This window comes from Marinobacter sp. M1C, from assembly GCF_023314135.1.
Lineage (GTDB): Bacteria > Pseudomonadota > Gammaproteobacteria > Pseudomonadales > Oleiphilaceae > Marinobacter.
Window position 1 is genome coordinate 2577044 of the sequence record NZ_CP092289.1, and the last position, 25960, is coordinate 2603003.

The 25960-nt window shown below is 56.1% G+C and carries 26 protein-coding genes and 2 tRNA genes; 4 read left to right on the forward strand and 24 right to left on the reverse strand.

All coding sequences use genetic code 11. From position 1 onward, the window contains the following. Nucleotides 1–28 precede the first annotated feature (28 nt). Nucleotides 29–421: a glutaredoxin gene (locus MIH19_RS12080; RefSeq protein WP_249005122.1), complete on the forward strand. Its 393-nt coding sequence runs from the start codon at nt 29–31 to the stop codon at nt 419–421. Between the two features lie 47 nt (nt 422–468). Here MIH19_RS12080 and MIH19_RS12085 read toward each other — a convergent pair whose 3' ends face one another. Genes MIH19_RS12085 through MIH19_RS12095 form a run of 3 tightly spaced genes read right to left on the reverse strand, consistent with a single transcriptional unit; the run spans nt 469 to nt 5034 of the window. Beyond that, complete coding sequence (locus MIH19_RS12085; RefSeq protein ID WP_249005123.1) at nt 469–1938, reverse strand: efflux transporter outer membrane subunit; 1470 nt, start codon at nt 1936–1938, stop codon at nt 469–471. Nucleotides 1939–1942: 4 nt separating this feature from the next. Further along, a complete protein-coding gene (locus tag MIH19_RS12090; protein WP_249005124.1) occupies nt 1943–3892 on the reverse strand; it encodes a MacB family efflux pump subunit in 1950 nt (649 codons plus the stop codon). Continuing rightward, complete coding sequence (locus MIH19_RS12095) at nt 3889–5034, reverse strand: efflux RND transporter periplasmic adaptor subunit (RefSeq protein WP_249005125.1); 1146 nt, start codon at nt 5032–5034, stop codon at nt 3889–3891. Before MIH19_RS12095 ends, MIH19_RS12090 begins: the two co-directional genes overlap by 4 nt. A gap of 255 nt (nt 5035–5289) precedes the next feature. On the opposite strand from MIH19_RS12095, the gene MIH19_RS12100 reads away from it, so the two are divergent. Continuing rightward, nucleotides 5290–6189, forward strand: a complete 900-nt coding sequence (locus MIH19_RS12100; protein WP_249005126.1) for an RluA family pseudouridine synthase — start codon at nt 5290–5292, stop codon at nt 6187–6189. A gap of 48 nt (nt 6190–6237) precedes the next feature. Here the strand turns inward: MIH19_RS12100 and MIH19_RS12105 are convergent, their stop codons facing one another. From MIH19_RS12105 to dapA, 5 genes are read right to left on the reverse strand one after another with little or no spacing between them, the layout of a single operon-like run. Next, entirely contained in the window at nt 6238–7245 is a 1008-nt protein-coding gene (locus MIH19_RS12105) for an NAD-dependent epimerase (RefSeq protein WP_249005127.1), read from the reverse strand. Nucleotides 7246–7257: 12 nt separating this feature from the next. Beyond that, nucleotides 7258–7983 (reverse strand): TIGR04219 family outer membrane beta-barrel protein, encoded by a 726-nt coding sequence (locus MIH19_RS12110; protein ID WP_249005128.1) that lies wholly within the window; start codon nt 7981–7983, stop codon nt 7258–7260. A 28-nt stretch (nt 7984–8011) separates the two neighbouring features. Next, nucleotides 8012–8725: a phosphoribosylaminoimidazolesuccinocarboxamide synthase gene (gene purC, locus MIH19_RS12115; protein ID WP_249005129.1), complete on the reverse strand. Its 714-nt coding sequence runs from the start codon at nt 8723–8725 to the stop codon at nt 8012–8014. Nucleotides 8726–8785: 60 nt separating this feature from the next. Then, nucleotides 8786–9952 (reverse strand): outer membrane protein assembly factor BamC, encoded by a 1167-nt coding sequence (bamC, locus tag MIH19_RS12120; RefSeq protein WP_249005130.1) that lies wholly within the window; start codon nt 9950–9952, stop codon nt 8786–8788. A gap of 35 nt (nt 9953–9987) precedes the next feature. Further along, nucleotides 9988–10866 (reverse strand): 4-hydroxy-tetrahydrodipicolinate synthase, encoded by an 879-nt coding sequence (gene dapA / locus MIH19_RS12125; protein ID WP_249005131.1) that lies wholly within the window; start codon nt 10864–10866, stop codon nt 9988–9990. Between the two features lie 74 nt (nt 10867–10940). On the opposite strand from dapA, the gene MIH19_RS12130 reads away from it, so the two are divergent. Next, nucleotides 10941–11408, forward strand: coding sequence for a peroxiredoxin (locus MIH19_RS12130; protein ID WP_249005132.1), 468 nt, complete (start codon nt 10941–10943; stop codon nt 11406–11408). On the opposite strand, the gene MIH19_RS12135 is transcribed toward MIH19_RS12130, so the two are convergent. Further along, nucleotides 11395–12495: an AI-2E family transporter gene (locus MIH19_RS12135; protein WP_249005133.1), complete on the reverse strand. Its 1101-nt coding sequence runs from the start codon at nt 12493–12495 to the stop codon at nt 11395–11397. The two genes, MIH19_RS12130 and MIH19_RS12135, sit on opposite strands and share 14 nt — an antisense overlap. Then, nucleotides 12495–12740, reverse strand: a complete 246-nt coding sequence (locus tag MIH19_RS12140) for a sulfurtransferase TusA family protein (protein ID WP_249005134.1) — start codon at nt 12738–12740, stop codon at nt 12495–12497. Before MIH19_RS12140 ends, MIH19_RS12135 begins: the two co-directional genes overlap by 1 nt. Nucleotides 12741–12867: 127 nt before the next feature. Between MIH19_RS12140 and MIH19_RS12145 the strand changes: the two genes are divergently transcribed. Beyond that, nucleotides 12868–14376: a M48 family metalloprotease gene (locus tag MIH19_RS12145; protein WP_249005135.1), complete on the forward strand. Its 1509-nt coding sequence runs from the start codon at nt 12868–12870 to the stop codon at nt 14374–14376. Between the two features lie 5 nt (nt 14377–14381). Here the strand turns inward: MIH19_RS12145 and nadA are convergent, their stop codons facing one another. The 14 genes from nadA to aspS all read right to left on the reverse strand — a co-directional run bounded on the left by nadA (nt 14382) and on the right by aspS (nt 25927). Then, nucleotides 14382–15458 carry a quinolinate synthase NadA gene (nadA, locus tag MIH19_RS12150; protein ID WP_249005136.1) on the reverse strand — a complete coding sequence of 359 codons (1077 nt, stop codon included), beginning with the start codon at nt 15456–15458 and terminating at the stop codon, nt 14382–14384. Nucleotides 15459–15644: 186 nt separating this feature from the next. Beyond that, a tRNA-Lys gene (locus tag MIH19_RS12155) sits at nt 15645–15720 on the reverse strand. A gap of 160 nt (nt 15721–15880) precedes the next feature. Continuing rightward, a tRNA-Lys gene (locus MIH19_RS12160) sits at nt 15881–15956 on the reverse strand. An 84-nt stretch (nt 15957–16040) separates the two neighbouring features. Then, nucleotides 16041–16817, reverse strand: coding sequence for a tol-pal system protein YbgF (ybgF, locus tag MIH19_RS12165; protein ID WP_249005137.1), 777 nt, complete (start codon nt 16815–16817; stop codon nt 16041–16043). Nucleotides 16818–16867: 50 nt separating this feature from the next. Further along, complete coding sequence (gene pal / locus MIH19_RS12170; protein WP_249005138.1) at nt 16868–17437, reverse strand: peptidoglycan-associated lipoprotein Pal; 570 nt, start codon at nt 17435–17437, stop codon at nt 16868–16870. 122 nt (nt 17438–17559) lie between these two features. Beyond that, nucleotides 17560–18909, reverse strand: a complete 1350-nt coding sequence (tolB, locus tag MIH19_RS12175; protein WP_249005139.1) for a Tol-Pal system beta propeller repeat protein TolB — start codon at nt 18907–18909, stop codon at nt 17560–17562. 15 nt (nt 18910–18924) lie between these two features. Then, a complete protein-coding gene (gene tolA, locus MIH19_RS12180; RefSeq protein WP_249008998.1) occupies nt 18925–19920 on the reverse strand; it encodes a cell envelope integrity protein TolA in 996 nt (331 codons plus the stop codon). 79 nt (nt 19921–19999) lie between these two features. Further along, entirely contained in the window at nt 20000–20446 is a 447-nt protein-coding gene (gene tolR, locus MIH19_RS12185) for a protein TolR (RefSeq protein ID WP_249005140.1), read from the reverse strand. A gap of 33 nt (nt 20447–20479) precedes the next feature. Next, entirely contained in the window at nt 20480–21169 is a 690-nt protein-coding gene (tolQ, locus tag MIH19_RS12190) for a protein TolQ (RefSeq protein ID WP_249005141.1), read from the reverse strand. A 99-nt stretch (nt 21170–21268) separates the two neighbouring features. Continuing rightward, nucleotides 21269–21727 carry a tol-pal system-associated acyl-CoA thioesterase gene (gene ybgC / locus MIH19_RS12195; RefSeq protein ID WP_249005142.1) on the reverse strand — a complete coding sequence of 153 codons (459 nt, stop codon included), beginning with the start codon at nt 21725–21727 and terminating at the stop codon, nt 21269–21271. Then, nucleotides 21720–22775 (reverse strand): Holliday junction branch migration DNA helicase RuvB, encoded by a 1056-nt coding sequence (ruvB, locus tag MIH19_RS12200; RefSeq protein ID WP_249005143.1) that lies wholly within the window; start codon nt 22773–22775, stop codon nt 21720–21722. The genes ybgC and ruvB overlap by 8 nt, the downstream gene beginning before the upstream one ends. Before the next feature lie 121 nt (nt 22776–22896). After that, complete coding sequence (gene ruvA / locus MIH19_RS12205) at nt 22897–23526, reverse strand: Holliday junction branch migration protein RuvA (protein WP_249005144.1); 630 nt, start codon at nt 23524–23526, stop codon at nt 22897–22899. Nucleotides 23527–23563: 37 nt separating this feature from the next. After that, nucleotides 23564–24091, reverse strand: coding sequence for a crossover junction endodeoxyribonuclease RuvC (gene ruvC / locus MIH19_RS12210; protein WP_249005145.1), 528 nt, complete (start codon nt 24089–24091; stop codon nt 23564–23566). A gap of 3 nt (nt 24092–24094) precedes the next feature. Further along, nucleotides 24095–25927, reverse strand: coding sequence for an aspartate--tRNA ligase (gene aspS / locus MIH19_RS12215; protein ID WP_249005146.1), 1833 nt, complete (start codon nt 25925–25927; stop codon nt 24095–24097). Between the last annotated feature and the right edge of the window lie 33 nt (nt 25928–25960).

Genomic DNA, 25960 nt, shown 5'->3' on the forward strand with positions numbered 1-25960 from the left:
TTTAATACTGACCGCCAAGGCTTATTCCATGAGAATTGTTATTCGTTATTTTTTCCGCACTTTGCGGCTTATTCTGACCCCGTTTGTACTGCTCAACGAGCAAATCGGAGGTGGCAAACCAGTGCAGCGTAGCGCCCAGGAGCAACAGAAAGTAGACGAAGCGTGCCAGGAGCTGGCGCTGTATCAATTCAAAACTTGCCCGTTCTGCGTCAAAGTTCGTAAAGAAATCAAGCGCATGAATTTGAATATTGAACTGCGTGACACCCAGCATAACACTGAGCACCGCGCTGAAATTTTAGCCGGCGGTGGTGCCGTGAAAGTACCCTGCTTGCGGATTGCCAAAGCGGACGGCAGCCACCAATGGCTGTACGAATCCAACGACATCAACGCGTGGCTGAAGCAGCGCTTCGAGCCGGCCTGATTCGTTACACTGCCCTTCCCGCACGTTTTTTGTGCCACGGCGGCGGCTTAAAAGCCACCGCCGACTGCTTTGTACAAATCCACGGTTGCCAGTAAGCGATTCAGCCGCGCTCCGCTGCGCTGCACTCTGGCATCGAACAACGTGCGCTGGCTGTCCAGCAGAGTAATCAGATCTTCTACGCCCTGGCGATAGCGAACCTCACTTAAGCGCAGGGTTTCATCGGCCTGCTGTTCAATTTCCGCCAGTCGCCGTTCCTGTTCCCGATACAGATTGATGCGCGCCATGGCGTCTCCCGCTTCTGAAAACGCGCTCAATAGAGATGAGCGATAATTTTGTACCAGGGCAACCTGGCGCGATTCGCTGAGCGCCACATTATTGCTTCGCGCGCCACCGTCGAACAGGGTTTGGCTAAGGGCAAGCAAACCGTTCGCAGTCGTCAGCGGACTGGAAAGGCTGAACAACCCATCAGAAGAGAGTCCCAGAGCCGCGCTTAATGACACCGCCGGCAAGAGCGCGGCTCGGGCCTGGGCGATGTCGGCGTTGGCCGCCTGCAAGCGGGCTTCGGCGGCGGCAAGGTCTGGCCTTCGGGTAATCAGCTCTGCGGGCGATGCTGCATTAATGTCTGGAATACTGAGTTGTTCTAAAGCCCCTGCTGGCACATCTGCGTTTACCATCCAGGGCGGTTCGCCGCTAAGCACCTGCAGTGCCGCTTCGCTCTGGCGCAGGCCATACACCAGCGTGGGCAAGGCGTTGCGCAACACCAGCACGGCGGTGCGTTGGCGGGCTAGTTCGGAACGGGCGGCAACGCCGTTGCGGTATCGCACATCCACAATGCGCAGGGTTTGCTCTGCCAATTCCAGATTTTGCCGGGCGATGTTCAAGCGCTGGCGTAACTCCAACAATTGGAACCAGTTACTGGCCACTGCGCCGGAAAGGCTGAGCTGCGCGGCGGAGAAATCAAAAGCGCTGGCATCTCGGCGGAAGCTGGCGGCACTTTCTGCTGCGCTCAGCCTGCCCCATAGATCCACCTCGTAACTGATAGACGCGGATACCGAAGTGGACCCACTGCTGCGCCAGTCGTCGCCGTTTGGGCGCCTTGTTTGTTCGCCAGTACTGCCGCTTAAACCAATGCCGGGCAGCAGGCTGGCGCCGGCGTTCTGCAGCTGTAGATCGGCCTGTACCAGATTCTCGGCCAGAATGGCCAAGTCCGGGTTGGCCGCCTGCGCTTTTTCAATCAACGCCGACAAGTTGGGATCGCCATAGGCCTGCCACCATTGTTGGTCGGTGACGGCTAGCCCGCTTAAAGCACTCGAGTTCAGTTCTGGCGCCCAAGCCAACGCGTGTAGAGGCGCGCCGTCCATCGACACGACCGCCGTTGTGGCCATCTGAGTAGCGCAACCTGCCAGGGCCAAGCAGGCCGCTAAAACGCAGATGCCGGATGTCCGTCGCCGTTTAGGCTGGGCCAGGCGCCGTTTCAGCCGTGCCAAACGCAACGTGTGTTGTGAGCGATGGATCATAAAATTACTCCGCGGCCAAGGCCTGGACGGGGTCCAGATGAGCGGCTTTGCGCGCGGGCAAATAGCCAAATAGAAGCCCGGTACCAAAGGCGCAGCTGAACGCCAGCACCATGGGGAACACGGTGACCACAACGGGTGTGTCAAGCCAGCCTACGATTTGAGTTGCTGCTATGCCAAGGATGACGCCTATAACGCCACCAATGGCCGACACCAGCCAGGCCTCGGTTAAAAACTGCTGAAGAATGTTACGGGTGCGCGCGCCTGTGGCCATACGGATGCCAATTTCCCGGGTGCGTTCGGTCACGCTCACCAGCATGATGTTCATCACGCCGATGCCACCCACCAGCAACGAAATGGCCGCGATGGAACCCAACAACCATGTCAGGGTGTCTTGGGTATCTGACACGGTATCGATCAGCGACGCCATATTGCGAATCTGGAAATCTTCGCTGGCGTGGCGCGTGAGTAAGGTGCTGTGAACCTGGTCTTGCACCGCGTTCATGTCGGCGGAATCTGCCACCGCAACGGTGATGTTGCGCAGATAATTTTGGCCAAATATGCGCAGGTTGGCGGTGGTGTAAGGCACCAGCACAACGTCGTCCTGGTCTTGACCCCAGGGGGAAGCCCCGCGCTCCTCCATTACGCCAATGACCTGAAACAAAACGTTGTTAACCATCAGGTAATGGCCCAACGGGCTTTGTTCGGGAAATAAAGATTCGGCCACGGTTTTGCCCAACACCGCCACCGCGGCGTAGCGGTTTTCGTCGGCTTCGTCAAAAAAGGTACCGGCGACCACGGACCATTGCCGTGCGGCGGGAAATTCGTAGGCCGTGCCATTCACTTCGGTTTGGTGATCGCGATTGCCGAAACGCAGGGTTTGGCCGCCTGTGACTTCCGGAACCGCTGCGCGAATGCCGGGTATGTCTCGAATGGCGTGGTAGTCAGACGGCACCAGGGTGGTGACGCTCCAACGTCCACCCCTCTGGTCCGGACCACCGGGGCGCACCAGCAGTAGGTCACTGCCCATAGCGCTGATTCTGTCAACAATGTCTTGGCGTGCGCCTTCACCGATCGCCAGCATGGTGATCACCGACGCTACGCCAATCACAATGCCCAAAAGGGTCAACGCCGTACGGAACAGGTTTGTGCTGAGGGAATGCACCGCGCTTTTTAGCGCCTCAAACCAACCGGAAGCGCCACTAACGTCGGTTGTTTTAGCCATGGGCTGCGCGGCCGGGGGAGTTTCTGACGCATCAGCGTTGCCTTGAACGGCGCCGGTATCGTGGGTAATCAGCCCGTCGGCGATGGTGATCTGGCGATCTGCCGCCTGGGCGACTTTGGCGTCATGGGTAATAAGAATAACGGTGTGACCGCGGTCTGACAGGCTTTGCAGCAGCCGCATGACGTCTTTGCTGCTGACGCTGTCGAGGGCGCCGGTTGGTTCGTCCGCCAGTATAATCTGACCGCCATTCATTAACGCCCGGGCAATCGATACCCGCTGCTGTTGCCCGCCCGACAGCTGGGCCGGGGTGTTGAGCAATTTATCGCTTAGCCCGAGCTCACCAAGCAATTCGGTGGATCGCTCCCGGCGCTGTTTTTTGCCAAGGCCGGCGTAGATGGCCGGTATTTCAACGTTGTCTAACGCGCTTATGCCCGGCAGCAGATTGTAGCTCTGGAATATAAAGCCGAAGGATTCGCGGCGGGCACGAGCCAGGTCGTCGCGCTTGAACCCGGACACGTCTTTGCCCTGAAATAAATAGTGCCCGGAGCTTGCCACGTCCAGACAGCCAAGAATGTTCATCAAGGTGGATTTGCCAGACCCGGATGCCCCCATAATGGCGACAAATTCCCCGGCTTGAATGCTCAAATCTAGGCCCTTGAGCACAGGCACCTGCAAGTCGCCTTCGCCGAAGGTTCGGGTAATCTGGCGTAATTCAATCAGCGGAGCTGTCACCGTGAGCGCCCACCCATGCCCGAAGACGCTGCTTCCATTGATGGAGCTCCGCCTGTGACCACCAGATCGCCATCGGCCAGACCGTCGCGAACCTCGGTATAAATACGGTTGCTGATGCCTACCTCAATTTTGCGCTCTACCAGCTCGCCAGAGCCCTGTTGCAACCAAACCTGACCGCCCACAACGGTCGCCGCGGGCACCCTCAATACGTCACGCGCCTGTTCCACTACAAAAAATACCTGAGCGGTCATGCTGGGCAATAAACGCCCTGCTTCATTGGGCACGCTGAAAAACGCGTTGTACAACACCACGTTGTTGAGCACTTCGGGCGTGGGTTCGATGTAATCCAGCTGGCCATAAATCTGTTTGCCAGGTTCGCCCAGAGTGGTGAAATACACCTTGTCGCCCGGTGCTAGCCTGCCCACGTCGGCCTCAGACACTTGGGCGCGGACTTTCATGCTCGACAGATCAGCAATGCGCATCAGCACCGGTGCTTGCTGTGACGTATTCAGGGTTTGGCCCTGGCGGGCAGTGATGGATACGACGGTGCCTTCCATGGTGGAATAAATGCGGGCGTAATCCAGGTTGGCTTCTTCCGCACGCAGGGTAGATGCGGTCTGCTCCAGTTGCGCTTGCAACATAGCTAACTGAGCCTTGGCAGACGCCAGCGAGGCATCGGCAATTTGCAGGTTTTCCCGGGTGGTGGCGTCTTCACGGAACAGGTTGGTCTGGCGCTGGAACTGTATGTCGGCAAGGGTAAGCTGGGCTTTGCGATCGGCCAACTGGGCCTGTTGATTTTTTAGTTGGGCACGATTGGCATCTACCCTGGCCAGATAGATGGTCGGGTCAATTTCTGCCAGCAGCTGATCTTTGTTGATTTGTTCGCCCACTCTGACGTGAATCGCGTCTAGCAGTCCGGATACTTGCGCGCCCACATCCACAAAGTTGCTGGGTTCCAGAACGCCGGTGGCGCTCACCAAAACGTCAATGTCCCCTCGACTGACGGCTGTAGTGGTCACGTCAGCGGTGTTATTACTTGCAGCGTAAGAGTGGCGATACGCCCAAAAGGCGCTACCCACAAGCACAGCAACAAAAATCAGAACGACAAGAACACGAGAAAAAGACCACTTTGATGAAACCACAACTTCAAACCTCAAAAATCGTAAGCAAGCGGCATAGCCTAACCTGATCGGCTTAAATAACCAGACATCAGGCGAGCATTTACGGATTATTTACGCTGGTGCTGGTGTTTTAGCTGACGGAACCAGAAATCAACGGACTGGGGGTCGGCATGATAGGGGACGGATTTGAAATCCGTCCCCGGTTTGGCGTCCCCTGCTTGTCTAGCCAGCCATATCTTCTATAATCGGCGGCTCACTTTTCTATCAGGCCCGCCCATGCGTACCACCGTCGATATCACCGTAGAAACCCCCGGCTTGGCCGTGGACATTCTAAGTGAGGCTTCTGGCCTGCCGAAGCAGCGTATCAAAGACGCCATGGCGAAAGGCGCTTGCTGGTGGACCTTGAAGGGAAAGATTGTGCGGTTGCGCAAAGCCAAGCGCGACGTGAAAGCGGGCACCCGCATGCAGTTGTACTATGACGAGGCGGTTCTGGCGCGCAAGGCGCCAGAGGCTGAGTTGCTGGAAGACAAGGGCCGCTACAGTGTGTGGTTTAAACCCCACAGGCTACTGGCCCAGGGCTCGCAGTGGGGTGATCACTGCAGTTTGTTGCGAGTGGCCGAGGTGCAGTTAAACCGACCCTGCTTTTTGATTCATCGCTTGGACGCCGACGCCGCGGGTTTGATGCTGATTGCTCACGATTCAAAAGCCGCTGCGGCACTGTCACAACTGTTTGCCGGGCGCACAATCATCAAACAATATTTGGCAGACGTAACAGGCGTGCTGGGTGTGAAGGAGCAAACGATTGACGGCGAAATTGACGGTAAAGCCGCGATTAGCCATGTGAGTACTCTTTATATCAATACCGGTTCTATCAATACCGGTTCCATCAATATCAATTCCACCACAACTAGCGTCGTCAATACGGGGGCCGTTGACACTAAGGCCAGTACTTCCAGGGTAAATGTGCGCATTGAAACCGGTCGAAAACACCAGATTCGCCGCCATTTAGCGAGTATTGGCCACCCGATTGTGGCCGACAGGCTGTATGGATCAGCCGCTGGGGTACCCTTGCAACTGCTGGCGTATTATCTGCAATTCGACTGCCCGCTGGCGAAGTCAAAAATTACCCTGGAATTGCCGGAACGGTTAAAGCAGCTGGGCTCAAACGCGCAATAAAAAGTTCTTGGGAGAAAGCTCTTTAAGAATTGCTGACACAAGACGCATTTAAACCTTATAGAAATCCCGATACCAATGAACAAACTGTTCAATGCCCTGCTCTAGCTGGGTTTCTGGCTTGTAGCCGACATCGCTGATCAGGCCATCTACGTTGGCGTACGTTGCGACCACGTCACCCGGCTGCATGGGCAGCAGATTTTTCTCGGCTTTTTTACCGGTACACTGTTCAATGGTTTCAATAAACCGCGCCAGTTCCACCGGATTGTTGCTGCCGATGTTGTAGATGCGATAAGGCCCGCGGCTGGTACTTGGGTCTGGCTGGGCGCCGCTCCACTGGGGATTCGGTTGCGCGATTTGATCCAGAGTGCGCACCACGCCTTCCACGATATCGTCGATATAGGTGAAATCGCGTTTGTGATGGCCGTGGTTGAATACGTCAATCGGCTCGCCGGCCAGAATTTTCCTGGTGAAGATGAACGGCGCCATATCAGGCCGGCCCCAAGGACCGTACACGGTAAAAAAGCGCAGCCCGGTGGTGGGCAAGTTGTACAGATGGCTGTAGGTGTGGGCCATCAGCTCATTGGCTTTTTTCGAGGCAGCATAGAGGCTAAGCGGGTGGTCTACGTTGTCGTGCACCGAGAACGGCATGGCTTCGTTGGCACCGTAAACCGAGCTGCTGGAGGCATATACAAAATGCTGCACATCGTTGCGGCGGCAGCCTTCCAGAATATTCATAAAGCCTACCAGGTTGGCGTCTACATAGGCTTGGGGGTTTTCGATGGAATAGCGCACCCCGGCCTGGGCCGCCAGGTGCACCACACGCTCAGGTTTGTGCTCTTCAAAGAGCGCGGCCATAAGGTTGCGGTCGGCGATATCCTGGCGTACTTTGGTAAAGCCGGCTCTGCCCGTTAGCTTTGCCAAGCGAGCTTCTTTCAGATTCACATCGTAGTAGTCATTCAGGTTATCAACCCCGATGACTTCGTCGCCGCGATCCAGCAGGCGTTGCGCAAGATGGAAACCAATAAAACCGGCGCTACCGGTGACCAGAATTTTCAACAGACTTTCTCCTTAAAACACCACACCGGCGCTGACAAACGGGCCATCGATTTTTACATCGAAGCGGTCGTCACCGTCTTCGTAATCCACTGCCATCTGGCGATAGCCGGCGCGCAACTGCAGTAGTGACAACTGATACTGGCCGTACACGTTGAAATCGTGCAGGGAGTCACCGCTGTAGGCAATGGCATTGCCTTCAATGCCAACACTGGCACCGCTGAACGGCAGATCAAAACGCGCTGCCAAATAGCCCATGGGCACAACCGCACCGGCTGTCGTCCGACTACTTTGGCCGTTACCCTGCACCAGCAACTCGCCGGAGAAATCGCGGACCGTCAAGCCTAGGTCCAGATTAACCCAGTTGTCCAGTACTTCGTAATACAGGGTTAAATCCAGCTGTTCCAGTTCCAGATCAGAGCGTACGTCTGAGCCGGCGCTAATACCATCGAAGCTACCGCTCAACTGGCCACGGGCAGTCTGGTCAATATTGATATAAGCCACACGCACATTGGGCAGCAGAGGGACCGGGTGTTCCAGGTACAAACTCAGCTGATTGCTGCTTTCACCGTCCAGATTAAGCTCGTCTTTGACGTCCACCGAGCCACCATTGGCTGCAACGTCACCAGACAGCTCTGAATTCCAGTAACCCACCTGAGCGCCAAGCCCCAGCACGTCTGCTTGCGCCATTGGCGCTGCTAGAACGGCTGATCCGGCCAAAATCATGAATAATCTGCGCATAGTTGATGCTCCGTATTTTAAATCCGTATCAGTCGAACGACATACCCAGGCGGCGGCCTACTTCTTCGTAGGTTTCAATCACGCTACCAAGGCCCTGGCGGAAGCGGTCTTTGTCCATTTTATTGCGGGTTTTGGCATCCCATATGCGGCACCCATCGGGGCTGAACTCGTCGCCCAGCAAAATCTGGCCATGGCTGCGGCCAAATTCCAGTTTGTAGTCCACCAGCAGCATTCCGGCGTCTGCAAACAGGTTTTTGAGCACGTCATTCACTTTATACGTCAGCACTTTCATCTGTGCCAGCTCGTCGGCGTTGGCCCAGCCCAGACTGATCGCCAGTGATTCGTTGACCATGGGGTCATGCAGCGCATCGTTTTTCAGGAACAGTTCGAAGGTGGGTGGATTCAGTTCCAGGCCTTCTTCTATTCCAATACGGCGGCACAAGCTGCCGGCGGAAATGTTACGAATCACGCACTCGACCGGAATCATGTCGAGCTTTTTCACCAGGCATTCAACGTCTGACAGCAAGCCTTCGAAGTGGGTAGGAATGCCTGCAGCTTCCAGCTTTTCCATAATGAAGGCGTTGAACTTGTTGTTCACCATGCCTTTGCGGTTCAGCTGCTCTATTCTCTCGCCGTCAAAGGCCGAGGTGTCGTCGCGGAATACCAGTACAAAACGCTCAGGGTCGTCAGTGGTGTGCACCGATTTGGCCTTGCCGGCGTAAAGTTCTTTGCGCTTTTTCATGGGATTCTCCAAAAACGGGCCGGCGTAAGCCATCCCGGTTATCATCAGTAAAGCCAGCGGTTAATAAAGATAGGCAAACAGGCGGTTAAGAAGCGTGGAAGGTGTTTGTTCACCGCTATAGTTAACGGCGGTTTCCGCGCTGACCTGTACCTTCTGTTCGCCGCGGGTAACGTTCACCGTATGGGTGTGGCGCGGAGCTTCGTTATCGCTAAACCAACTGAACCAGCCCGATTCGCGCTCGTCGGTGCTGCGATAGTCCACCTGGAACCAGCCTTCACTGCGGTTCAGGTCTATAACGGTCATATCCGCTTCGTTCAGCGCGCGGCTGACTTCCGCCCAAGCACGGCCGTAATCGAGCTGCATTTCGATGGCACTGGCCTGCTCGTTTTCGGATATCAGTTTTACCAAGGGTTTGCTGGTCATACCCGAAGCCGCGCGGGAGAAGGACTTGTTCTCTTCCCCGGCTTTCAAAAACTCGCCCATGTCGGCCAGAACGCGTTTTTGCAGCTCCAAGTCAGCGGAGCCTGGGGCGAGGGTGGTGTCCCAGCTCAGCAGAGCCTCGGGCTGATCGGCTACCACTATGTTACGCACTTGAATTTCCGTGGATTTACGGCGAACACCGGGTGCAATGCGTACCTGTATTAGCACTTTGGGTTCGCTTGCGCTGGCCTCGCCCTCAAGCTGCACCAGTTCACGGGCGCGCAGGCTGAAGTTCACCAGCTCGCTTTGCTGCAAGCCAAGCTGCGGACTGTCGAACGCAACGCCCAGGCGGCGGTCCGACATATACGCGGTGACTGCAGGCCACAAGCGACCCGGAACGTCATTCACCAACAGCCAGGCGCGGCCGTCTAGCTCTTCTACCACATAATTCTGGTCTAGAATTTCAGAGGTCATGTCTGGCGGTGTTGGAATGCCGTCCGGGTAAAGTTTACCCGCATTGGCCAGGTTAATATCACGCACAGGCATAACTTGTCGGAAGCGGGATTCGTCGGCGCCTGCGGGTAGTTCAATGGCCTTGCCTTCGGGCGCACTGACGTAATCCGCGGAACGATCCGAAACCAAGCTGCAGCCGCCTAAGCCCGCCACCAGCGCAAAGCCGGTGGCGATGGCCAGGGGTTTACCGGCCGAGAATGGAAAGGCTTGGATTTTGAGGGCTTGGGCTTTTAAGGTCAGCGCCTTAAAAGGCGCTGTGCATCTTAAGTAACGGGTTCTGGAGAGAACCTGCATGGACTTACTCCGGTATTGGAACAGATTCAGCACGTTCAGAGTACGCCTGAAGCTTTCAGGGCCTCTTCCACTTCGCCATGGAATTGTTCGCTGAGTACCGTCAATGGCAGGCGCAAGCCATCACCGATCATACCCATGCGTTGCAACGCCCATTTTACCGGAATCGGATTGGCTTCCAGGAACAGTTTGCGGTTCAGGGGCATCAGCAGTTCGTTCAGGCGTTCGGCTTCTTCGCGACTGCCGGCAACAGCCGCCGTGCACAAATCGGCCATGGCCCGGGGGGCGACGTTGGCCGTTACCGATACGTTGCCTTTGGCGCCGGCCAGCATCAGTTCCATGGCCGTTGCGTCATCACCCGAATAGACGTCCAAACGGCCTTTTACCGCTTGAATTAACTCGGCGCCGCGGGGAATATTGCCGGTGGCGTCTTTAATGGCGATGATATTGGGAATATCGGCCAGACGAACCACGGTTTCGTTCAGCATGTCGCAGGCAGTGCGGCCAGGCACGTTGTAAAGCATTTGCTTCATCATTGGAACGGCTTCGGCGATGGTGCGGAAATGCTGGTACAGGCCTTCTTGGGTCGGCTTATTGTAATAAGGCACCACTAGCAGGCAGGCATCGGCTCCTAGCTTGTGGGCCGCGGACGTGAGCGCAATGGCTTCGCGGGTACTGTTGCCACCGGTTCCGGCGATCACCGGAATGCGACCATTCACACGTTTGATGATGTGGCCGATGGTTTTACAGTGCTCTTCCGGGTCCAGAGTCGCAGACTCGCCGGTTGTGCCCACGGCAACGATGCCATGAGTGCCATTTTCAATGTGAAAGTCCACCAGTTTGTCCAGGTGCTCCCAATGAATGTCTCCATTTGGGTGCATAGGTGTGACCAGTGCGACAAGGCTACCCGTAATCATAAAAGCTCCGTCCGATTAAAACCGTTATGGTAATGTTGGGCACGAACTGACACAAGGGAATTAAAGGAGATGTCATGCCATCCGTAGAACTGAACAAAACCATACCTGACTTTGAAGCGACTGCTACCGGCGACCAGACGGTTCGCCTGGCCGATTTACGCGGCCGCAATGTGGTGATCTATTTTTACCCGAAAGACAATACACCCGGCTGTACCACCGAGAGCCAAGACTTTCGCGACAACATGCAAGCCTTTACCGAACATGACACCGAGATTTTTGGTGTGTCCCGCGATGGCCTGAAATCCCACGACAATTTCCGTGGCAAGTTCGAACTGCCGTTTCACCTGATTTCCGACAAAGACGAAAAGCTCTGCGCTTTGTTCGACGTCATCAAACTGAAAAAACTCTACGGCAAAGAATACATGGGCATTGACCGCAGCACCTTTCTGATCGACGCCAAAGGCGTTCTTCGTCAGGAATGGCGCGGCGTAAAAGTGCCGGGCCACGTTGATGAGGTTCTCGCTGCAGTCAAAGCACTATAGTCGTTATCTGCCTTTCGCGGTTGGTCGGTGCCGGGGGTAACTCACGCACCGGCCAGGCGGCCACCACCGCTTTCAGCATTGTGGCCAGAGGGATGGCAAAAAACACGCCCCAGAGCCCCCAGATACCACCGAAAAACAGAACCGCGACAATTATGGCGACCGGATGCAGGTTGTTGACTTCAGAAAACAGCACCGGCACCAACACGTTGCCGTCTAAAGCCTGAATGACGCCGTATGCCACCATTATCCAGATAAACTGGCTGCCCCAGCCAAAGGCAAACAAGCCGATGATAGCCACTGGCACAGTGACAACTGCGGCGCCAATATAAGGAATCACCACGCTCAGACCCACTAGCAAGGACAGCAAGGCGGCGTAAGGCATACCCAAAAGTTTGAAGGTTATATACGTGGTGGTTCCAACAATCAGGATCTCCAGGGCTTTGCCACGCACGTAGTTGGCGCACTGGAGATTCACTTCGTGCCAGATTTTACGCATGGTTGCACGCTGCGGCGGCAACATGCGGGCAATAGAACCCAACAGAACATCGCGGTCTTTCAGGAAGAAAAATACCAGTATCGGCACCAGAACAGCGTATATCAGCAGTGCCAACAGGTCTGGAATGCTGGACAGCGACGCAGACACCAGCCATTGGGTGGCCTGCCCCACTTCGCTAGACACCTGCTGGTAAATCGTGGCGATTGCATCCAACGACACCAGCTGCGGGTAGCGTTCGGGCAAAAGTTCCATATACGACTGTAATTCGCCAATAATGCGCGGTGTTTCCCGAGCCAGATTAGACAGCTGGGTCCACACCAGTGGCAGCAGGCCAAAAATGGCACCGGCCAAAATGCCGAGGAACAGTAAAAACACAATCAGGATCGCCAGCGATTCCGGCACTTTCCAGGCCAACATTTTGGTAACCAGGCCCTGCAGAATAAAAGCAACGATCAACGAAGCAATGGCCGGGGCCAGCATGGCACCAAACCAGATGACGAACATGGTGCCGATAACCAGCATCAGCCCAAGGATGACGGCTTCTTCATCTGAAAAGTATTTGTGGGCGAATCCGCGTAATATTCTAACCATTAATAGCTCCGCCGCACTGAATCGCCGCAGCGGATAATAAAACGGTACTGGCTGCCGTTAACGGCAGACTCCACCAGGTGATGGGCAGACAAGGCGATAAACGCCGGAATGTCGCGGGCTGAGCCAGGATCTGTAGCAACCACTTCCAGCTGTTCGCCGGGGGCCATGGTGTTCAGTTCGAGTTTGGTTTTCAACAAAGGCATTGGGCATTGCAGGCCCGATGCATCCAGTGTTCGATCAGCCATGTTAAACGTTAACCCGTAACAGCGTTTGATTAATGAGCCGGCATTATGCCGCCAGTGTTATTGTATTGCATCACAATCATTGGTTATGTGACGCTCAGGATATTCCGACACAGGATAGACCCAGAACATGAACAGCCTGAATGGCCACTTTCGCTTCAATACCCTGCTCTGTGCGCTGCTCGCGCTGCCGTTAATGACGATAGGTGTCAGTACAGGCGCCGCCGCCCAAATTCAGGGTAGCACGCTACCCACCATCGGCGGCACCGGTGGCGGCCTGATTGCCGGCCAGCAGGAAGCCGATATCGGCCGCGAGGTGTTGGTATCGCTGCGGCGCTCCGCTCCGCAGATCACTGATCCTTTGGTATATGACTACCTGGGTGCCATTCTTTACAGCCTGGTGCCAGCGGCGCCCCTGCAAAACCGTGACCTGACGCTAGCGCTGATTGACGACCCTGCCATCAATGCTTTTGCGGTGCCCGGCGGCATTGTAGGGGTAAACGGCGGTCTGTTTCTGTTTGCCCGCACCGAGCAGCAGTTTGCGTCGGTGCTGGCTCACGAGCTGGCTCACCTTAGCCAACGCCATTTTGCCCGCCGCCTGGAGCAGCAGCAAACCAGCACTCCGCTGACCATCGCCGGCCTGATTGCCGGTATTGTGCTAACAGCCGTTACCCAGTCTGACATCGGTATTGCCGCCATTGCCGGCACTCAGGCCCTGGCCATTCAGAATATGCTGGAATACAGCCGCGCGAATGAGCAGGAAGCGGACCGGGTCGGGCTGGATATTCTTGCCAATGCCGGGCTAGACCCGCGGGGCATGCCGGAAATGTTTGAAATTATGACGCGACAAAACCGCTTGCAGGGCAACCGCGTACCAGAGTACTTGTCTACCCACCCGCTAACCCAGAGCCGGGTTGCCGACACCCAGAACCGCGCCGAGCAATACCCGGTAGAGCGCATCGAAGACAGCCCGGAATACCATCTGATACGGGCCCGCCTGCAAGTGCATTACGCGGCTTCTGCGACCGCTGCCATCGACAGTTTTCGGGCGGCGCTCAATGAATTAAAAAATACCGGCACAGGCTCTAGCAACGATACCAGCAATACAGCGATTCGTTATGGGCTGGCAGTAGCTTATATAGAAGACGGCCAATACGCTGAAGCTGAGACCCTGCTTAACCAGCTGTTGTTGGCCAATCCAGGGCGCATTACGTTTCAGGTGACCCTGGCACAAAGCCTGATTGCCGCCAAACGCCTGACCGAAGCGCGGGCGCTGCTGGTGCAGGCGCTGGCCCGCAACCCGGACAACTACCCGATTACCCACACGCTGGCACAGCTGGAGCTGGCCTCGGATAACGGAGCAGCGGCGGCGGAGCTGCTGTCGCAGCTGGCTCGCAACAAACCGCAACAGGAGCACTTATGGTTCCAGCTGGCAGAAGCCGAAGGTATGGCACGCAATATTGTGGGAGTGCACAGGGCAAGGGCGGAATACGATGTATTGATGGGCGACCTGGAATCGGCCCAGCGCCAATTACGCCAGGCCCAGGAAAAACTGACGGTCGGCTCACCCATGCGCCAGATTGTAACCGAGCGTTTGAACGCCATTACCGCCGAGCTTAACGTTCGGCGCAATGGTTAAACATTTCAGGCGTTGCCGGCCGCCTTCAGACTCATGTTGGCGGTAAAATCCAGCATGCGCTGTAAAGGCCGCAGAGCATCTTTACGCAGGGCTTCGTCTACCAGCACTTCCTGATTGCTGGCCTGGCCCTTTGGCGCTTCCAGCACGGCCAGCAGGTTTTCCAGCCCATTCATAGCCATCCACGGACACTGGGCGCAGCTGCGGCAGGTCGCACCGTTACCGGCGGTAGGCGCTTCAATCAGGGTCTTGTTGGGCGCCAGCTGCTGCATTTTATAAAAAATGCCGTTGTCGGTCGCCACAATAAAGCGTTCGTTCGGCAGGGTTTGTACGGCGTTGATCAGCTGTGAGGTAGACCCTACAACGTCGGCCAGTTCCACGACCGCATCCGGTGATTCCGGGTGTACCAATACGGCAGCATCCGGGTAAAGCGCTTTCAGATCTTCCAGGCCACGGTGTTTGAACTCTTCGTGCACAATGCAGGAGCCATTCCACAGCAACATATCGGCGCCGGTGGTTTTCTGCACCCAATGGCCCAGATGTTTGTCTGGCGCCCACAGGATCTTTTCACCGCGGGCGTCCAGCGATTCCACAATGGCCTGGGCGCAGCTTGAGGTGACTACCCAATCAGCGCGAGCTTTAACTGCCGCCGAGGTGTTGGCGTACACCACCACAGTGCGGTCTGGATGTTCGTCGCAGAAAGCTGAAAACTCATCCACCGGGCAACCTACATCTAGCGAGCAGGTGGCCTCCAGGGTAGGCATTAGAACGGTTTTTTCCGGATTCAGGATTTTAGCGGTTTCGCCCATAAAACGAACGCCGGCCACCACCACGGTAGACGCGGGATGTTGATTGCCAAATCGGGCCATTTCCAGGGAGTCGGCGACACAGCCACCGCTTTCTTCAGCCAGGCGCTGAATGTCTGGGTCGACGTAATAGTGCGCCACCAGAACAGCGTTTTTTTCCTTCAGAGCAGCCTTGATGCGAGCTTCAAGCCGCGCCTTTTCTTCAGCGCTAAGGGGCTTTGGCTCCGCGGCGTGGGCCAGGTATTCCTGAACAAGGATACGGTCGTCGGCTTTCGTCATTTAAAGCTTCTCTCAATTGCTTTCTGGCAGTGACATTCTGTGAACGAGTATATCATCTCAAACTCCGGTGTACCGCCTGGCAGCAGAGCAAAAGCGACGGAGAACAAGTGGGAACGTCGGGAGCGATGAGTCAAAGGTAAAAAAAAAGACAAAAAAAAGGTCTGCTTTGCAGCAGACCTTGAATAATGGTGGGTCGTGATGGATTCGAACCATCGACCAATTGGTTAAAAGCCAACTGCTCTACCAACTGAGCTAACGACCCTAAATTGCTCACTGAATAACAAACAGCCTGTTGGTCGGCGTGCTTGCGCGTTGAAACTGCTTTAACACCGCAGCACTGCAACGCTTCAGTGCTTACCGTCGGATCACTATAACAGCAATCTGTGCTAACACACTGCGTTAGCAAGACCCTGACGGGTGTTTGGTGGGTCGTGATGGATTCGAACCATCGACCAATTGGTTAAAAGCCAACTGCTCTACCAACTGAGCTAACGACCCTGAGCGAGGCGCACATATTAATGATTTTTCAGGCGTGATCAACCCCTTGCGCCCGTTTTTTTCATTTTTCCCAAACGCCGAACCTCAACCGCCGCTGCTTTGGCCGTCAAGATAGCTCTGAGCCAGCTTCGCCGCGCTGGTGTCCGGGTAGTTTTTTACCACCGTTTGCATTCGCCGTCCGGCCTCTTCCTTTTCGCCCAGCCTGTCCAGAGTAACCCCAAGCTTGTAAGTTGAATCTGCGGCTTTGCGGTGGTCGGCAAAGCGCGTGGCAACAATACTGAAGGCCTGTTTGGCCTGCTCTAGCTGAGGTTTTACCAGATAGACTTCGCCGAGCCAGTAATAGGCGTTCACGGTTAGGTCACCTTCGGGATACGTGTCCAGAAACTCATAAATTTGGGTGATCGCCTGATCGTATTTTTTCTGGTTACGGATCAGATCAACAATGCTGTTGTAAGCTTTGCTTTCTTCAGCAGAGGGCTGACGATAGTCTTTGGTTTGCACGCTGGCAGTTTCGGGCGTTGCGGGCACAGGTGCGGCACTGGCGGCCACCTGAGCCTGCTGCTGTGCTGCAGTCAGCTTCAGAATACGCTGGTCAAGATCAATGTAGCGATCGCGGCCCTGTTGTTCCAGGCGCTCTACCAGATGGCGCTGTTCTTCCATCTCACCCTGCAGGCGCCGTAAATCTCCCTGCAACTGCTGCAGCATGTAAAACAACTCTGCGCTCGCTTGATTATTGCCGGCCTGACGGCTGGCCTCAGACGTATTATTCTGGAATGCCGGTGTCGACGACTGTGCCAGCACCACTCCTGCCTGCGTTACCGCAAACAGGAGGGTGGCAGCCGCCATGAGCTTTATAGTCATGGGCGTACCTGTTGGAGGCTAAAAGTTCCTGTTGATACTAACAGCAACGGTTAACGAAAAATCAGTTCTACCCGACGGTTCTGGGACCGGGCGCTGTCGCTCATGCCCTGTACCGCTGGCTTTTCTTCACCATAGCTGATGGTTTCAAGCTGGCCACGTGACGCGCCATTTACGATCAGGAAGCGCTGCACTGCGTTAGCACGGCGCTCGCCCAGGGCCAGGTTGTATTCTTTGGTGCCACGATCGTCCGCATGGCCTTCCAGGCGGGCGTTCATTGACGGGTTAGTAGACAGGTAGCGGGCATGGGCAACCAGCGCGTCACGGGATTCTGCGTTGATTTCAGCGGTGTCAAAATCAAAGTAGAAAACGGTAACGTCACGCAGCGCCATCTGTTGCGACTGCTGCTGTGCAGCCATACGCTCTTCTTCGCTCAGCTGTGAAGACGATACACCGTCACGGCTGCCATCGCTGTACACGGTGGAGCCACCCTGCTGGTCTACCGCTGACACATCGGAACCGTAATCGGCGTCTTCCATCGGATCACCAGTAGAGCTACAACCGGCAATGAGGCCAACCGAGAACAGCATGGCAATGGCTTTGGACTGAACTGAAAAATTCATGAGCATTTCCTTGTGATTAATAGGTTAAAAATTTGTCGTCAATGGGTTAAAACACGGTCATCGATTATTCAAAAACTGCGTTTACGTCGTCACTCACCCGCCGGCCTTTTTGGGCCAGCCAGTTACCGAGGCAGCGGGCCCCACGCTGGCTCACGGACATCGCCTTCGGTAGCGGGCAAGCTATAAGCTGCACCGCCATCCGCCGAGATAACCGTCAGCACGCTGGCACCACCCTGACGGGTAGCGTAGATCAGCATGCGTCCGTTGGGGGAGACACTGGGTGATTCATCGGATTCGGTGCGGGTAAGCACGGTTTCTTCCCCGCTTTCAAGATTGGTGCGCGCAATGTGAAACCCGCTGTTGCGCTGGTGCACGTAATACACAAATTCGCCTTTTTGGTCTGGCCTCGGGCGCGCGTTGTAGCGGCTACCAAAGGTTATCCTGCGCGGCTCGCCCTTACCTTTCTGACGGTAGATTTGCGGGCCACCAGAGCGGTCAGAGGTAAAGAAGATTTCGTCTCCGCCGGCACTGTAACTGCCTTCGGTTTCAATGGCCCAGTGGTCGGTGAGTTTGGTTAGATCACGGCTGGCCAGATCCATCTGGTAAATGTCAGCATTGCCGTCTTTAGACAATGTCATCAATAGGGATTTTCCGTCAGGAGACCAGGCCGGGGCCGAGTTCAAACCACGAAAGTCGGCAATTTTTGTGCGTTTTCCGCTGGACAATTCGTGCACGTAAATCGCCGGCTTGCCGGTTTCAAACGACACATACGCCAAGCGACTGCCATCCGGTGACCAAGCTGGCGACAGTATCGGTTCAGCGCTTTCAAGACGCACCCGCGACCGTTTGCCATCAATATCGCTAACCTGCAGACGATAGCGAACTTTATCGCCGACGTTTTCCCGGGTTATATACGCCAGTTGCGTTGAAAAAGCACCCGGCTCGCCGGTAATGGCCTCATAAACCCGGTCACTGACGTGGTGCGCCAAGGTCCGAAGATCGCCCAGAGCCGCTCCCGCGCTCTCACCCAAAATGCGCTCCTCGCGATTCACATCAAACAGCTCATAACGGGCTTCGAGACGTTCACCCTGGCGGGTCAGCTGGCCGACCAACACATACCGCTGGCCCAGCAGCCGCCAATCACGGAAGTGCACCTCGGAGCGCTGCGATGGCAGGCTGAGCATTTTTTCCGCTGGCAAAGTGCGAAATTCGCTGCTCATGGTCAGATCGGATTGCACAATGTCGGCCAGGGTATCGCCCGGCGGGATAGCGCCACTTTCGGCAAACGGAACGACGGCGATAGGCAACGCCGAATCGACGCCTTCGGTGATGCGGATCAGCAGCTCGGCGCGCAGCGGGAAGCTGGTCGCTAGCAGCAAAACCAACATCAGCGCCGCGCGCACGGTGGTTTTAGCCAAAGTTATCGAGGTTGTCAGGGTCGTTAACGACGTCATGTTCAGAGCCTGTGTCATATTGTTACTCGTGTTCTAGCGCAACCGACTGGGGTTGAACTCAATGGTAAACTGGCGAAAGTAGCTGTCAAACGTGTCCCGGTCTTTAGGCACAGGGTAGCGGTTCAATGAACGCACCGCACTCAAGGCCGAGTTATCAAACGCTGTATTACCACTACCGCGCACCAGCGTTACGTTCACCAACTCACCGGTTGGCAGCAGGGAAATCTGTAATCGTGCTGTCATCTCTTCGGTAGCTGACGACGGCGGGTACCAGGCCCGGCTCAAGCTTTCGCGAATCAACGCCTGGTACTTTTCTGCATCGGTCAGCATTTGCGCTTCTTGCGCCCTGGCTGCCGCGGCCTGTTGTGATTTGCGCGCCTGGTCAGCTTCTGCGTCTGTCGCCTGTTGCGCCAGTGCTTTCAAATTCTGCTCACGCAGCCTGCGCTCTGCCTCCTGGCGTTTACGCTCGGCTTCTACGCGTTCCTGCTCGGCTTGCTTTTCGCGCTTCTGGCGTTCTGCCTCTGCCTTTTTGCGCTGTTCTTCCAGCTGCTTCTGCTCTTCGGCTTTGCGCTCTGCTTCCTGGCGCTGACGTTCGGCCTGCTGTTCCGCTTTCTGCCTGGCCCGCTCTTTGGCTTCGGCGTCGGCTTTCAGCTTTGCCGCCTCTGCTGCCTGCGCCTGCTTCTGCTTTTCAGCCTGTACACGGGCTTTATCTTGGACCTGTTCCTCGCGTTTCTGTTCCGCCTGCTGTTGCGAGCGGGCGTCTGCTTCCTGTTTTTTCTTTTGCTCTTCGGCTTTGCGTTGCTGTTCCGCCTCACGCTGTTGTTCGAGCAACTTGCGATCTTCTACCAGGCGCTGTTCGGCTTCATCAGGCTGGTCCACCTCGGTTACGGCCGGTGCCGGCCGCGGCTCAGGGCTGATCAGCCGGGCAGAAATGCTGCGCGGTGGTGGTTCGTAGTTAGAGTTGCTCAAGCTCCAACCGCTAATGGCGATCACCAAAATCAATAGGTGCAAGCCAACGGAAACCGCCACAGGCGACTTCCAGGCTGGCGTTCCAGCATTATTCTGCTCGCGCTCCCGTCCGCTCACCGCAAACCCGCCTGCACTGCTGTCATGGTTTGTCCAGAGGCGCTTCGGTAATCAGCCCGATATTGGCCGCGCCAGCCGACTGCAGCGCCGACATCAAGCGTACCACCGTGCCATAACGTACCTGTTCATCGCCACGCACCAATACTTCGCTGTTGCTGCGCTGGGACAAAATTTTGGCAATTTCTGACTGCAACTCTTCCAGCGCCATTGGGTCACTGCCGCGATCACCCACTTCCACATAATAGGCGCCGTTGCTGTCTACCGACACGATAATCGCTTCCACATCTTTCTCGGCCTGGATCGGGTCGGAACTGGTTTGCGGTAAATCCACTTTCACGCCTTGGGTCAGCATGGGCGCGGTCACCATGAAAATGACCAACAACACCAACATTACGTCGATGTAGGGCACCACGTTGATTTCAGACATTGGTTTGCGCCGGCTTTCCGGCATCATCCCCATACCTTTCATAAGGTTACACCCTTGCCTTCAGCGAATTGAGATTCACGATGCAGCTCTGTCGCCGCTGTGGACCCGGCGGTGCAATATGCTGGAGAACTCTTCAGCAAAGGTTTCGTAGTTTTTCAGCAGAGCATCGGAGCGCGCAGCAAAGCGGTTATAGGCTATAACCGCAGGAATGGCGGCGAACAAGCCCATAGCGGTGGCAATCAAGGCCTCGGAAATACCGGGCGCCACTGTGGCCAGCGTTGCCTGCTGCACCTGTGCCAGCCCGCGAAAGGAGTTCATAATGCCCCACACCGTGCCAAACAGACCCACGTAAGGGCTGGTAGAACCCACCGTTGCCAGAAATGGCAGGCTGGCTTCCAACCGTTCCTGCTCGCGGGAAAAGGCGACTCGCATGGCGCGCTGGGCGCCGTCCATTACCGCGCCTGCGTCTTGGCTTTGCTGGCGCAGGCGGGAAAACTCGCGGAAGCCAGCGCGAAAAATAGACTCCATACCGGAAAACGGCGTGGGCTCGGCGGCTACCTCACGGTACAGCTGGCCCAGGTCCATGCCTGACCAGAACCGCTCTTCAAATGCCAGCCGTGACTGCTGGGCTTTACGAAATACCTGAACGCGTTGCAGGATCAGCGCCCAAGACGCTACCGACGCCAGCAGTAATAACAGCATCACCAACTGCACTAGCACACCGGCGTTGGAAATCAGATACCAGACCGAAATTTCAGATTCCACCTTCTACTCCCGGTTATTTTGATGATTCTTCAGAAAATTCTTTAATCCATTTTTTGGACGGCATTTCAAATCACTTTTTTAACAAATCTTCAAACTTTTCTAAAGCAGCTTTGCGCTCTGTAGCGACTCGCCCCATTGCACCTGCTGCTCAAGCAGGCTGGTCATATTAGCGGGTAAACGCTGGGGCCGACCAGTGTCCATGGTTACGCAAGCGACCGTAACGCTGGCCTCGCACAACAGCTTCTGATCGCACTGGCGCACGACTTGTTCGCGAAACTTCATCCACACCCTACCAAAGGAAATTGGTACAGCGCGAACTTCCAGCATGTCATCAAGCTTTGCAGGGGCGCGGTAATACAGTTCCATACGCTGCACAACATAACTGACGTTGTCGGCCAGGCCGGCACGCAGGCCAATGCCATGGCTGCGGAGCCACTCGGTACGGGCACGCTCCATGTAGTTCAGATAGTTGGCGTGAAAAACAATGCCGCCGGCGTCGGTGTCTTCAATGTAAACCCGTACCGGTAAAACAAAACGGTTGCTGATGAGTTCAGTCATCAGCAACCGCTCCATTTGCCGGCGGCGGCGCGCCTTCTCCGTTTGCTGCTCCACGCACTACGCCAAAATGCTGGTAGGCGTGGTTGGTGACCATGCGCCCGCGAGGGGTCCGCAGCATAAAACCCTGCTGAATCAAAAACGGTTCCAGCACGTCTTCAATCGTGCCGCGCTCTTCGCTGATGGCAGCGGCCAGGCTTTCGACGCCCACCGGGCCACCGTCAAACTTTTCGATCATCGCCAGTAACAGACGCCGGTCCATGTGATCAAATCCCTGATCGTCCACTTTCAGCATGTTCAGCGCCAAGTCGGCGATATCGGCCGTAATACGGCCATCTGCGCGCACTTCGGCGTAATCCCGAACCCTGCGCAACAGGCGGTTGGCGATACGCGGTGTGCCGCGGGAACGGCGCGCCATTTCAAACGCACCGGCCTCGTCAATATGTACCGACGACAGCCGCGCCGAACGCAGAATAATACGGGTCAGGTCGGCGTTGTTGTAAAACTCCAGACGCTGCACAATGCCAAAACGATCCCGCAAGGGCGACGTCAGCAAGCCTGCCCGAGTGGTGGCGCCTATCAAGGTAAACGGTGGCAAATCGAGCTTGATCGAGCGCGCCGCCGGGCCTTCGCCAATCATAATGTCCAGCTGATAGTCTTCCATCGCCGGATAAAGAATTTCTTCAACCGCTGCGCTCAAACGATGGATTTCATCGATAAACAACACGTCGCCAGCTTCAAGGTTGGTCAACATGGCCGCCAGATCACCGGCTTTTTCCAATACCGGACCCGAGGTGGTTTTGATCGCCACACCCATTTCATTGGCAATAATATTGGCCAGAGTGGTTTTACCCAACCCGGGCGGACCAAATATCAACACGTGATCCAGCGCTTCCTGACGGTTGCGGGCCGCAGAAATAAAAATATCCATCTGCTCGCGGACCGACGGCTGACCTACGTAGTCCGCCAGCAATTTAGGGCGAATAGCGCGGTCCTGAACGTCTTCGTAGTCGGCGGTCTTGGCCGAAATCAGGCGATCAGATTCGATCATTGTGTAAGCGGCTCTTTTATCAGGACTGTTTGAAAACGTGGCAATTGTACAAAGGTTGTGCAGGCTGTCACGTTACGCTGACGCAAGGTTCGGCGCCAGTGCTCTGCACATTAAAGCCATGTCACACCGTTGGTATCATATTGCGCAGCGCCATGCGAATCAGCTGTTCATTAGTCATGCCATCTTCGGCAATACGGCTGATGGCCTTGGCGGCTTCCTGGGGTTTGTAACCCAGCACTATCAGGGCTGCTTCGGCTTCTTCGCGGGGGTCGTTCGCCGCCGGCGTGCCGTTAGCGGGCAGCGTTACACCAGAAGCGGACGCGGCCGTCAGTTCAAATTGCCCTTCCAGCTGACCTATCCTGTCTGTCATCTCGATCAGCAGGCGTTCGGCGGTTTTTTTGCCCACACCGGGCAGTTTTACCAGGGCGCTGGTGTCTCGCGCCTGCACGCTGCGAATAAACTGGCCGGCGTTCAACCCGGACAGAATGCCCACGGCCAGCTTGGGACCCACACCATTCACTTTTATCAGCAGGCGAAACAGGTCGCGATCCAGCCTGGAGGAAAAACCAAACAGGCTTTGAGCGTCTTCGCGAACGACAAAATGAGTGTGTAATGTGAGTTCCTGCCCCGGATCGGGCAAGTTAAGGAAGGTAGAAAGGGGGATATCAATCTCATAACCCAGTCCCTGGCATTCAACAATCGCCTGGGCCGGCTTTTTTTCCAGCAAAATGCCGCGGATACTACCAATCACATCAAGGCTCCTGGCACGGGTGCCGGTTGGATGTCGGTTATTGCTGCCGCATTCGCCCGCTGCGGGCCTTACCGCCCTGCCCGGCTACACGCAACAGGCTCTGATTCATGTGAGCGTGGCAAAGCGCTATGGCAAGGGCATCGGCGGCATCCTCTTGAGGCTTGCGCGAGAGGCTCAAAAGCACCTGCACCATATGCTGCACCTGGGCTTTTTCGGCGGCGCCTGACCCCACCACCGCCTGCTTTACTTGGCGCGCCGAGTATTCGTGCACTTCCAGACCGCTGGTGGCTGCGGCTACAATAGCCGCACCGCGGGCCTGCCCCAGCTTCAGGGCAGAGTCCGGATTGCGAGCCATAAACACTTGCTCTATGGCAAATTCCTCGGGGCGAAATTCCGCAATCAGCGTGACCAGGCTTTGAAAAATCACTCGTAGCCGCTCCGCCATGAGCTTTTCACCCACGCGGATGCAGCCACTGTCGATGTATTCAGTGTGCCTGCCCTCGACGCGGATAATACCGTAGCCGGTAATGCGCGAGCCGGGATCAACGCCGAGGATTATGGGCACGGATCAGGCGTTACCGTCGACGTCGCTATTGTCGACGATACGATCAGTACCCGCAATATTGCCTTCGACATCTTTAGCCGATTTACGCAGGCGAATGTGCAGCTCGAGCAGCTGCTTTTCGTCGACCGCGCCGGGCGCCTGGGTCATCAGGCAGGTGGCGCTTTGGGTTTTCGGAAACGCAATCACGTCGCGAATGGAACTGGAACCGGTCATCAGCATCACCAGGCGGTCCAGGCCAAAGGCCAGGCCACCGTGGGGTGGGCAACCAAACTTCAGTGCGTCCAGTAGGAAGCCAAATTTGGCGCGGGATTCTTCTTCACTAATACCCAGAATGCGGAACACTTCCTGCTGCATTTGCTGGCTGTGAATACGGATGGAACCGCCGCCTAATTCGGTGCCGTTCAGAACCATGTCGTAAGCGCGGGACAGCGCAGTGGCCGGGTTGGCCGCCAGCTCTTCCGGCGAACACGAAGGCGCGGTGAACGGATGGTGAATAGCGGTCAGGCCGCCATCAGGCAACTCTTCGAACATGGGGAAATCCACTACCCAGATCGGCGCCCATTGACAGGTCAGCAGATTCAGATCGTGGCCGACTTTGATGCGCAGCGCACCCAAGGCTTCATTCACCACATTGGTTTTATCGGCACCAAAGAACACGATGTCGCCGTCTTGGCCGCCAACGCGTTCAATAATCGACAGCGCAACATCGGCGCCCAAAAACTTAACGATGGGCGACTGCAGCCCTTCAGCGCCTTTGGCCAGCTCGTTGATTTTGATGTAAGCCAGCCCGCGGGCACCGTAAATGCCGACGTACTTGGTGTATTCGTCAATCTGTTTGCGGCTGAGTGAGCCACCGTTGGGCACACGCAGTGCAGCAACACGGCCATTGGCATCGCTGGCAGGGCCGGCGAACACTTTGAAGTCTACATTGGCAACCAGGTCGTCTACGCTTTGCAGTTCCAGCGGAATACGCAGATCCGGCTTGTCGCTGCCATAGCGGTCCATAGCTTCGGAATACGGCATACGCGGGAAGTCTGGCAGTTCTACTTCCATGACATCTTTGAACAGGGCGCGAATCATGCCCTCGTTCAGATTCATCAGGTCTTCTTCATTCACAAACGACGCTTCGACGTCTATCTGTGTAAATTCCGGCTGGCGGTCAGCGCGCAGGTCTTCATCGCGGAAGCATTTGGCGATCTGGTAGTAACGGTCGACACCGGACACCATCAGCATCTGCTTGAACAGCTGCGGCGACTGCGGCAGCGCGAAGAAGGAGCCTTCGTGGGTACGGCTAGGCACCAGATAGTCGCGGGCGCCTTCCGGGGTCGCACGGGTCAGGATGGGAGTTTCCACATCCATAAAGCCGTTGCTGTCTAAATAATTGCGGATATAGCTGGTGACCCGCGAGCGAAAGCGCAGGCGATTCAGCATTTCCGGGCGGCGCAGATCTATAAAGCGGTAGCGCAGGCGTACGTCTTCGCCCACATCAACGTGTTGGTCCAGCGGGAAAGGCGGCGTGGCCGCGGCGTTCAGAATGGTCACTTCTTTGCCCAACAGTTCAACCTGGCCGGTGGCCATGTTGCCGTTTTCGGTGCCGGCAGGACGACGACGTACACGGCCGGTAATTTTCACCACGTATTCGCTGCGGACTTTTTCCGCCAGCGCAAAGCTTTCGGGAACATCTGGGTCTACCACTACCTGTGAGAGTCCGTCCCGATCGCGCAGATCCAGGAAGATAACCCCACCGTGGTCACGGCGGCGATGTACCCATCCGCAAAGTGTAACTTCCTGATCAATGTGAGATTCGTTGATCTCACCGCAATAATGACTGCGCATACCGGTTCCCGTTCTGTGTGGTGTCTGATGTTT

Excerpts from the sequence above, each read along its gene's own strand:
- tolR (WP_249005140.1), bottom strand. The coding sequence starts at position 20,446 with ATGAAAGGTATGGGGATGATGCCGGAAAGCCGGCGCAAACCAATGTCT.
- nadA (WP_249005136.1), bottom strand. The coding sequence starts at position 15,458 with ATGACGAAAGCCGACGACCGTATCCTTGTTCAGGAATACCTGGCCCAC.
- ruvB (WP_249005143.1), bottom strand. The coding sequence starts at position 22,775 with ATGATCGAATCTGATCGCCTGATTTCGGCCAAGACCGCCGACTACGAA.
- pal (WP_249005138.1), bottom strand. The coding sequence starts at position 17,437 with ATGAATTTTTCAGTTCAGTCCAAAGCCATTGCCATGCTGTTCTCGGTT.
- MIH19_RS12110 (WP_249005128.1), bottom strand. The coding sequence starts at position 7,983 with ATGCGCAGATTATTCATGATTTTGGCCGGATCAGCCGTTCTAGCAGCG.
- MIH19_RS12145 (WP_249005135.1), top strand. The coding sequence starts at position 12,868 with ATGAACAGCCTGAATGGCCACTTTCGCTTCAATACCCTGCTCTGTGCG.
- ybgC (WP_249005142.1), bottom strand. The coding sequence starts at position 21,727 with ATGACTGAACTCATCAGCAACCGTTTTGTTTTACCGGTACGGGTTTAC.
- MIH19_RS12135 (WP_249005133.1), bottom strand. The coding sequence starts at position 12,495 with ATGGTTAGAATATTACGCGGATTCGCCCACAAATACTTTTCAGATGAA.
- MIH19_RS12130 (WP_249005132.1), top strand. The coding sequence starts at position 10,941 with ATGCCATCCGTAGAACTGAACAAAACCATACCTGACTTTGAAGCGACT.
- tolB (WP_249005139.1), bottom strand. The coding sequence starts at position 18,909 with ATGACACAGGCTCTGAACATGACGTCGTTAACGACCCTGACAACCTCG.
- MIH19_RS12080 (WP_249005122.1), top strand. The coding sequence starts at position 29 with ATGAGAATTGTTATTCGTTATTTTTTCCGCACTTTGCGGCTTATTCTG.
- bamC (WP_249005130.1), bottom strand. The coding sequence starts at position 9,952 with ATGCAGGTTCTCTCCAGAACCCGTTACTTAAGATGCACAGCGCCTTTT.
- MIH19_RS12100 (WP_249005126.1), top strand. The coding sequence starts at position 5,290 with ATGCGTACCACCGTCGATATCACCGTAGAAACCCCCGGCTTGGCCGTG.
- MIH19_RS12140 (WP_249005134.1), bottom strand. The coding sequence starts at position 12,740 with ATGGCTGATCGAACACTGGATGCATCGGGCCTGCAATGCCCAATGCCT.
- MIH19_RS12085 (WP_249005123.1), bottom strand. The coding sequence starts at position 1,938 with ATGATCCATCGCTCACAACACACGTTGCGTTTGGCACGGCTGAAACGG.
- dapA (WP_249005131.1), bottom strand. The coding sequence starts at position 10,866 with ATGATTACGGGTAGCCTTGTCGCACTGGTCACACCTATGCACCCAAAT.
- aspS (WP_249005146.1), bottom strand. The coding sequence starts at position 25,927 with ATGCGCAGTCATTATTGCGGTGAGATCAACGAATCTCACATTGATCAG.
- ybgF (WP_249005137.1), bottom strand. The coding sequence starts at position 16,817 with ATGACTATAAAGCTCATGGCGGCTGCCACCCTCCTGTTTGCGGTAACG.
- purC (WP_249005129.1), bottom strand. The coding sequence starts at position 8,725 with ATGAAAAAGCGCAAAGAACTTTACGCCGGCAAGGCCAAATCGGTGCAC.